Genomic DNA, 8,922 nt, shown 5'->3' with positions numbered 1-8,922 from the left:
TGACCAGGGTAACTGGAGCTTTACGCCAAGCAAGCCACTGGTTAATGGCCCACATGATCTGACCACCCGGGTGACGGATCCGGCAGGTAACACCGGCGATGAAGGTCAACACCTGATTTTCAAGGTGGATATTGATCCGGGCCAGGTACAACTGACTGATGTGCTCGATGACGTGGGCGGTATCACCAGTTCCGTATCACAAAATGGGGTGACGGATGATACCCGTCCAACACTGACCGGTACCGCGAAGGCGGGCAGTATCGTTACCATCTTTGTTGACGATAAACCGCAGGGGAGTGTCAAGGTAGAAGCTGGTGGTGAGTGGAGCTTTACGCCAAACAGTGACCTGGGCCAAGGTTCACATACCTTTAGCGCCAGCGCCGAAGATCTGACCGGTCATGTCAGTACCAGTGGCACCTGGGTATTTAGTGTGGACTCCGTGGCCCCGACAGCACCGTTTATCGACTCGGCAGCGGACGATGTGGGTAGCAAACAGCCAACGGCGATGACCAGCGGCAGCGAGACGGATGATCCATCACCAACCCTGACCGGCCGTGCGGAAGCCAACAGCATTGTGAAGATCTATGACCAACGTGGTGAGATTGGGTCAGTACAGGCACTGGCCAATGGCCAGTGGAGCTACACGCCAACCACCGGCTTGTCAGAAGGACCGCATGACTTTTACGTCACGTCCACCGACAAGGCGGGCAATGTCAGTGCTCCGTCCAGCACCTTTACCCTGACGCTGGACTTCACCGCGCCGGATGGCAGTAAAGTAACCATTACTGGTGTGGACGATCAGGTGGGTAGTATTACTGGCAAGGTCGATCCAGGCCAAACCACCGATGATAACCGTCCAACCATCAGCGGCACCGGTGCGGAAAAGGGTAACACCATTACGGTGTACCGCGGCACCGAGATCATTGGTACGGCGATCGTGCAGGAAAATCTCTCCTGGTCAATGACTCCGACAAAGCAGCTGGAGGATGGTGTGGCTGAGTTGACCGCGAAAGAGAGTGATGCGGTAGGCAACACCACGGTGGCCTCACCAAACTACAGCATTAGCATCAAAACTGGCGTGCCATTAGCCCCGGTGATTACGTCGGTGGAAGATAATGTCGGGCCAGTGACTAAACCGCTGCAGAAGGGCGTGGTGACTGACGATAATACCCCGACGTTGAACGGTACCGCCGAGGCGGGTGGCATCGTGAAGGTGTATGACGATGGTAAAGTCATTGGTAGCACGAAAGTGGGAACTGATGGCAAGTGGAGCTTTACGCCAAGTGCATTGGGTGAAGGCAACCATAACCTGACAGCGACGGTGACCGATGCGATTGGTGCCACCAGCGTACATACGGGTATCTACGACATTGTGGTTGATACCAAAGCACCGGAGCCAGCCACCGATCTGCTGGTGACGGATGACATGGGCAGCAAAACCGGGCCAATCAGCGCCGGTGATACCACCGATGACAACACGCCAACCCTGAGCGGCAAGGCTGAGCCGAACAGTGTGGTCCATATCTATGATAACGGTGAGGAAATCGGTACCGCCCTGGTGACTGACCAGGGTAACTGGAGCTTTACGCCAAGCAAGCCACTGGTTAATGGCCCACATGATCTGACCACCCGGGTGACGGATCCGGCAGGTAACACCGGCGATGAAGGTCAACACCTGATTTTCAAGGTGGATATTGATCCGGGCCAGGTACAACTGACTGATGTGCTCGATGACGTGGGCGGTATCACCAGTTCCGTATCACAAAATGGGGTGACGGATGATACCCGTCCAACACTGACCGGTACCGCGAAGGCGGGCAGTATCGTTACCATCTTTGTTGACGATAAACCGCAGGGGAGTGTCAAGGTAGAAGCTGGTGGTGAGTGGAGCTTTACGCCAAACAGTGACCTGGGCCAAGGTTCACATACCTTTAGCGCCAGCGCCGAAGATCTGACCGGTCATGTCAGTACCAGTGGCACCTGGGTATTTAGTGTGGACTCCGTGGCTCCGACAGCACCGTTTATCGACTCGGCAGCGGACGATGTGGGTAGCAAACAGCCAACGGCGATGACCAGCGGCAGCGAGACGGATGATCCATCACCAACCCTGACCGGCCGTGCGGAAGCCAACAGCATTGTGAAGATCTATGACCAACGTGGTGAGATTGGGTCAGTACAGGCACTGGCCAATGGCCAGTGGAGCTACACGCCAACCACCGGCTTGTCAGAAGGACCGCATGACTTTTACGTCACGTCCACCGACAAGGCGGGCAATGTCAGTGCTCCGTCCAGCACCTTTACCCTGACGCTGGACTTCACACCACCGGATGTCAGCAAGGTAGCGATCACTGAGGTCGTCGATCAGTATGGTTTGGTAACCGGCCCGGTCAGTAAGGGTAGCGTGTTGGATGATCGCAATCCGTTGGTTAACGGTACCGGTGCTGAAAAGGGTAACACCATCACGGTATACACCACCGATGGCGATGGTAATACCAAAGTACTGGGCACCACCACCGTAGGCAGCAATGGCCAGTGGACGTTGACCGCTACGGGCTCACTGTATGACGGTAAAAACACGTTGACCGTGGAAGAGACTGACAAGGTAGGTAATAGCGCCAAGCCGAGCACCAGCTATGACGTTATTATGTCATTGACCCCAGGCGCTCCGGTTATCGACAGTATTATTGATGATACCGGCACTACCCGTATGGAGTTGACCAACAACAGCCTGACCAAGGACAATACGCCAACCTTGAGCGGGACCTCTTCTGTTGCTGAAGGCGATACGATTACCATCTATAACGGTAATGCTAAGGTCGGTACCACTACTGCGGGCCCAGGTGGTAGTTGGAGCTTTACACCAAACCCAGCATTGGTAGACGGTACTTACAACTTCAAAGTAACCGGGACCAACAATGTAGGTCAGGAGAGTGCGCCGAGTGGTACTGAAACCATCACCATTGATGCGACGATTTCTGATGCGGCTATCAGCATCACGTCAATCAGTGATGACTTGGGTATCAGTAATACCGACTTCAACACCAGCGATACCACGTTGTTGATTAACGGTACACTGAACAAGGCCCTGCTGGCAGACGAGTGGGTCGAAGTGAGTGTTGATGGCGGCAAAACCTGGACTAAAGCGAGCAGCACGACCGCCAGCAGTTGGACGGTGGATCTGCAAAGCAAGCCGTTGACGTCAGCTGACTATACCATCCAGGCGCGTGTGGTTGATCAGGCGGGTAATATTGGTGACACCGACGCACATGCGCTGACAGTGAGCACCGTGGCACCGAACCTGAATGGTATGACCACCAGCGCAATTATTACTACCGATACTTCTAGCGGTTTGAAAACAGGCGATCTGTTCAGCCACAGTGCGACAGAGATTAACACCGATATGATCACCCGTGACCGTACGGTGACCATCAAGGGGGCGTTGAGTGCTGCGCTGCAGAGCAACCAGTATCTGCAGATCTCGTTTGATAATGGGAGTAACTGGACCACGCTGTTGTCTGAAACCGGGACTGACTGGAATTATAAGTTGGCTGAGGTCACTCAGAGCACCACGTTTAACTACCAACTGCGGGTGATTGATGCTGCTGGTAACCTGGGCACCAACGTTAATTTCAAGAGCAATTATCAGGTTGTGATTGATCTGGAAGCACCGAATGCGATCCTTGGTGCGCCTGATGTGCCGCAAATTGTTAACAGCACCACCACCTACACCTTCAACCAGACTAAATACGGTAATGTTGAAGCAGGATCGATCGTTTCACTGGTGAGTGATGTCAACGGTAACGGGACCTACCAGGAAGGGCTGGATCAGATTATCGGCTTTGCCAAAGCCAATGACGACGGTAGCTGGTCAATCAGCAGCACCATGCCTGCCGGGGCGCATAATCTTGCCTTTATGGTGTGGGATGCGGCAGGTAACCGTTCTTCGTTAAGTGCCTCCACCAGTATTGGGGTCACTGAGGGTGATGGTAAGACGCTGATTGAACAGAAGTGGGGCGGTACCACTGATGGAGATGGCTCTGGCCTGAATGCGGCGGCGGTGACTATTGGGACAAATGGCTTATGGTCATTCTTCCAGAGTGCGCGTGGCACATCGGGGTCAAGTCGGGCCAACTCTGGACGTGTCTACAATATGCAAAACCTGGAGGATTACAGCTCCAAGTACTTGGCGCAGCCAAGCGATGTGACGTTCGACAACTATGGTCACTTTGTTAACTCGGCCACCTTTGCCGATATCAACCGCGATGGTTTGACTGATGTGATGTCACAGGTCAGTGCTTACGATAACGGTGGACGCACTGCCTACTGGATGCAAAATGCCGATGGCAGTTACACGGCGAAATCGGTAAACCAAGGCAGCCTTAACCACTTAGGGGGGGTGATAGCCTATGACCGTCACGGTGATGGTTATCTTGACTTTGTGTTGGCGGACTCCGCACCAGATTCTACTTCGTTCCTCAAGAACGAAAATGGTGTACTGAGCCCAGACGGCACATATGGTCGCCCCGGTGGTGCAATTCCATCTAACTTGAGCCTGATGCATGAAATTGGTGCTGTGGATATCGATAATAACGGTACTGTTGATATTACTGCTCACGTGGATGTCCTCGACTACTATGGTACTAATTATTTTGATAGAGATGACGGCAATTCTCTGGCCATTATCTACAACCAGACTACAGGCGGCAGCAAAACCACCTTTGGTAAGCTAGATTATTACGGTAGTGTGTTCCGTACTGATGGTGGGACGGATTATGGTAACTTGTCGATTTCTATGACCTATGCCGATTACAACGGTGATGGCTGGTTGGATCTGTTCCTGAGCCGTGGTCAAAAAGGCAGTGCGAACACTAATGAAAGCCGTATCTATCTGAACGATGGCACGGGTAAGCTGAATGCCACCGATGCCAAGGCACTGTGGTTTGGTGACAGTCTGGACGGTGGGACCTCACTAGCAGTTGACTGGAACCACGATGGTAAGATGGACATCATTGAAGTTCCGCGCTCTGGTGTTACTGGTAGCCCGGTACTTTATCTGAACCAAGGGAATAATATCTGGGGTAAAACGCCAGTGAATTTGACCGCAACAACCTATAATAATCTGACGGGTGCAGTCGCCCTGGATTATGACTGGGATGGTTCAATGGATTTGGTGCTGTATCGTGCAGGCGCTGATGCAACAGTGGTCTCGAGTGATCACGCTGCACCGACCTTGCTGGTGAAAAACACCAACATTGCGCCGGATGGTACCAGCCTGCAGATCCGTATTGTTGACGGCCAAGGCATCAATACCTTCTACAGCAATACCGTCAAGCTGTATAACTCGAAGGGTGAGTTGGTGGCAACGCAGTTGATTAACCCGCAGTCCTCTGGCTCGAGCAACAGTATGGGTCTGGTGAGCTTCTTCGGGTTGGATCCGAATGAAGTTTACTCGGTGCAGTTGTTGCGTATTACCAATGGCCAGACCGACCATGTTGGCGCAGTAGGTAGCCAAGGCGGTTACACCAACGCCACGGTGAATGAGAACTGGGGTGGCTTAACCACCGGTAAATCGCACGATGCGTATGTACTGACGGCGGAAAGTGACACTGCTGCCACCAATACCACCGCAACGGGCATTGTCGGTACCGGCTATAACGATACCTTCTTTGCTTCAGCGGGTGACGATACCTACAACGGGAGTGGTGGTTGGAACCAGATTGTCAGTGGTAAGGCGGTCTGGAGTGCCACGGCAGGGATGGATATCGTTGATTACAGCCGTTCAGCAAGCGCTATCACCGCTGTACTCTGGGAAGGAACGGGTAAGAATGGCTCGGCCACAGGCCAAGGCTCTGATAAGTTGATCAGTATCGAAGGCTTGATTGGCTCTAGCCAAGCGGACACCTTTACTGATAGCTCGGCTAACAACCTGTTTGAAGGCCGTAGTGGCAACGATACGTTCTACCTGATTAACGGTGGTAACGATACGTTGATGTATAAGGTCTTGTCAGGAATGGAAACTGACGGCACCGGCGGTAATGGCAGCGATATCGTCCATGGCTTCCATGTAGGTGACGTGGTGACTGACAGTGATGCGGACCTGATTGACCTGAGTGATCTGCTGGACTATAACGGCTCAATCTCTTTCTTCCAGGATGATGGCAAGATGGAATTGGACTACTCTTCCCAAGGTATTCTTAAGTACCTGAAGGTGGAGAACGTCGGCAATGACACGGTGATCAGTATTGATCGCGATGGTTCAGGCAATGCGAACGCCTATACCAATGTCATTACGTTGACTAATGTCCAGACTGATCTGGAAACGTTGTTGCAAAATAACCAAATTATTGTCTAACCAATAAGATGGGGGCCCACAGGGGAAACACTGTGGGCTCTTTTGCATAGCTGATCGACAGATTACGGATGACTTAATTCAGGGTGATGACAACGCCAGCAATTTATTGATATTGATGGATGAAATATCGCCCTATATGGAGATTTTAATGAAAGCTTTTGGTAATAAATTCAAGTACGCCACTATCGTGTCATTAATGTTAGCCAGCGGATGGTGTTCTTTGCCAGCTTCTGCGCAGGAGGGACTCTCTGCTGGGCATAACAATACGGTGTCTACGGTGTTAGATGCCAATGGGCAGACCGCTGGTTCAGGGACCATTGCAAACGGTTATCGTCCTGTCGGAGAGGTTGTGCCGGAGTTGGCGCAAATTGTCTTCTACTATCCGGAAGGTAAACTTCCTGCGACGGTTTATGTGGATCGTCAACTGCAATCGGTACTATTGCCTGGCGAGTATACGGTCTTTTGTGTTGTCCCTGGTGGGCACGCCATTGAGTCCTACTTCCAGGATCAACCGTTGTATCAAGGTAAACTGGCCCCCAAACATCAACTGAAAACCCTGGGTGCAACGACCTATTTCCTGGTGGTTAATCCAGGTGAGACCGGGACCACGACAGCGTTAGCTAAACGCTCTGTGGCTGAGGCGGATTTGCAATCTATGCGTCTACAGTCGCGCATTATTAATCGCGCGAAGCAAGTGAAAGCCTGCGAATATGTTAAGGGTGGTACCGCCGTGTTGTTGCAGGAAAGTCTCCATTTTCCTACCGGCAAAAGTCAGTATGGTTCAATCTTACCGGCCTCAAAAGCTAAATTGGACCATGTCATAACATTCCTTAAGGAAGGGAATAACGTCTCTGACATTCAGTTAATTGGTTACACCGATGCTATTGGTAATGCGGCAGCAAACCAACGCTTGTCACAGGCCAGGGCAAATACGGTTCGCGATACACTGATCCGTGCTGGCGTTAATCAAAATTTGATCACTCATACCAGTGGTATGGGGATCGCCAAAGATGCTGAGCAGTGTGAAGCCAATGCCAAGCATCAAGATAGTAGCTGTAACACCCAAGGACGTCGGGTAGATATTGTTGTTAAATAGCAGTGCATTGTTAAATAGCAATGCGTTGTTAAATAGCAGTGAATAACGCTTCCCAATCTTTGAGTTCCGTTTCCGTGGTAGGGTCGGTATACCTCTTTTATGCCGAACCTGCTCACGGATTTTCTCACTGTCACAACCCCTATCTGCAATGACATGCTCTGCATCTGGCACCTATAAAGCAATTCTCGTGCAGCTTTACTGTCATAAACCTCACCACCCGTGACAATGAAATCTATCGGTAAGCCACAACCATCAACAGCCAGATAGATTTTCGTCGTGTTGCCACCCTGCCCTTTTTCTATAGACGCTTTCCCCTCAGAGCAATCACCTGCCATGCTGATGGGCTTTAACGATGCGACCGTCTATAAATATCAGCCAATTGCCTAAGCTCGACAAAGAGCTACATTAAGAACGCCTTTCTTTGACCACAAGTTAAACCGCCGATAGATGGCACGCCAATGTCCAAAAGCGCCTGGGACATCACGCCAAGGGCAGCCAACCTGCATTCGATACAAAATACCTTCCACCCTATTTCTGGGTTCTGGCTTGCTATAGACACGACCTGTTCTCAGCATCAAGTGGATTAGCGTTGACCAGTATTCATCTGCTGATATCGTTCTTAGCAGATTATGCTGTTTTGGTTGGTTTTTATCGAAAGTAATTGTAGCTGTCCATCATGCCACCTAATAATCCACCACGAAAGATCATCTCCCCCTAAGTTATTCGGAATATTCTTATTCAAAACGGTGTTTTTTTCAGCAACAATGGTGAAAGTTTAATCAGTCTTGTATCTACATTTTAACCAGTTCTCCACGTAGCGTACGATATCTGTTCCCACCAAGGGAGGTCAGAGAACCATCACGGAGTAAAGGTTAAAACATCATTTAAGTCTCAGGTGGAGTTACGAAGTAATGGAAAAAACGATAGTTTTGGCTGTTAACAATGGCGAAGGGAAAACCCGTTTATTAACCGCGAATGCCAACAATGCAGTTAAAGTTAAATTAATTCACGGTAATAAATACGTCTTAAAGAATCTAGGCAATGATTTTGCTCCGGAGAACGTGACTTTAGTTCGTGTCGGCAAGGCGTTGCACGTGATCCAGGAAGGGGACACACAAGCCAGTATTATTATTGAAGACTACTTTAATGGTGAAGCCAACAACCCGGTGTTACTGGGAATGGCTGAAGATGGCCAGCTGTATGCCTATGTTCCCTTGTCCGGGGAAGGCTATGAGCACGGCTATCTCTTTACTGATGGTGAGTCATCGCCTGCAGCATTAGGTGGTCCATCTCAAGGCAGTGGTGAAGGCATTTTTGTCGCTTCTGATGATAATCATGATGCGCTGTTTGGTCTTTTGGGTTGGCTGGCGGCAGCGACAGCGATCGGCGCTGGGGCCGCGGTTGCCTATCATAACCGTAGTAAAGATGATAATAACCCTGAACCGACCCCTCCGGCAAAACCGGCGATTGGCGG

2 protein-coding genes and 2 pseudogenes are annotated in these 8,922 nt (G+C 51.0%); 3 read left to right on the top strand and 1 reads right to left on the bottom strand.

Annotation, left to right across the window (positions count from 1 at the left end; genetic code table 11):
* Both IO95_RS00155 and IO95_RS00150 read left to right on the top strand, forming a co-directional pair.
* A partial coding sequence (locus IO95_RS00155) for an Ig-like domain repeat protein (protein WP_037383190.1) occupies positions 1-6,352 on the top strand: 6,352 nt, incomplete at its 5' end.
* 148 nt (positions 6,353-6,500) lie between these two features.
* Positions 6,501-7,448 (top strand): OmpA family protein, encoded by a 948-nt coding sequence (locus IO95_RS00150; RefSeq protein WP_051791048.1) that lies wholly within the window; start codon positions 6,501-6,503, stop codon positions 7,446-7,448.
* 51 nt (positions 7,449-7,499) lie between these two features.
* Here IO95_RS00150 and IO95_RS23735 read toward each other — a convergent pair.
* Positions 7,500-8,023: pseudogene (locus tag IO95_RS23735) on the bottom strand (IS5 family transposase); the annotation flags it as partial.
* 336 nt (positions 8,024-8,359) lie between these two features.
* On the opposite strand from IO95_RS23735, the pseudogene IO95_RS00145 reads away from it, so the two are divergent.
* Positions 8,360-8,922, top strand: a pseudogene (locus tag IO95_RS00145) (hypothetical protein); the annotation flags it as partial.

It is taken from the genome of Serratia sp. DD3 (assembly GCF_000496755.2).
The sequence above is the reverse complement of the archived record's forward strand: the minus strand, read 5'-3'. Positions and strand labels throughout refer to the sequence as shown.